The sequence below is a fragment of the Gluconacetobacter asukensis genome, assembly GCF_014174375.1.
Taxonomy (GTDB): domain Bacteria; phylum Pseudomonadota; class Alphaproteobacteria; order Acetobacterales; family Acetobacteraceae; genus Gluconacetobacter; species Gluconacetobacter asukensis.
The window spans coordinates 1-678 of sequence record NZ_JABEQE010000060.1 but is presented as its reverse complement, the minus strand read 5'-3'; the positions used below and the strand labels follow the sequence as shown (position 1 = coordinate 678).

The 678-nt window shown below is 65.3% G+C and carries 1 protein-coding gene; it reads right to left on the bottom strand.

Annotated features, from left to right (window positions below; all coding sequences use genetic code 11):
* Positions 1 to 431, bottom strand: a 431-nt coding sequence (locus HLH35_RS19710; RefSeq protein ID WP_182980747.1) for an NADPH-dependent F420 reductase, incomplete at its 3' end; no start/stop codon positions are given.
* Between the last annotated feature and the right edge of the window lie 247 nt (positions 432 to 678).

The following is a 678-nucleotide window of genomic DNA, read 5'->3' as shown; positions in this document are numbered from 1 at the left end:
AGAAAGACGACCCGGTGGCCGCCCTCGACGACCGGATCGGTCGCCAGGGTGGCGGCAATCAGGTGATTGAACGCTTTCACCAGCTTGGCGCCGGCGAACGCCTTCGCGGCGTACGCGGAGGACAGGAGACCGTCCATCTCCTCAAGGGGAGCCAGCGAGTTCATCGCGTCGATGACCGTCTTGCCTTTCCAGTTCGGCAGGGCCTTCGCAACCTCGCGGTGCTGCTCGAACGGGACGGCCAGGATGATGGTGTCGGCCTCGAGCGCATCCCGCAGCGACCTGGCGACGACCGTGGGTCCAATCGCTTGCGCCTGTGGCGCCAACGCCTCGGGCGGCCGGCGGCTCGCGACGGTTACGTCGATGTTCTTGCGGGCGAAGGCGTGGGCGAGGGCCTGGCCTATCTTGCCGAAACCTACAATCGCGTAGCGCATTATGCTTTTCCGATCCGTGTTGATATCGATTTCCCGGCCTTCTGCGGCGCAGGGTTATCCGTTTCGCTGTATGGCGGCCTGTGCGTGCGCGACTTCCGCGCGGCCGGACTGACCGCCCAGTGCGGAAGTCGTTCCGCCATGGACATGCTGGTTCCCGCCGGTCGGCCGCTTCCCGCGATCCGGCACGATTTCAGATGGCCGAGAAGCCGCCGTCGACAGACAGTTCCACCCCATTCACGAAGCTGGA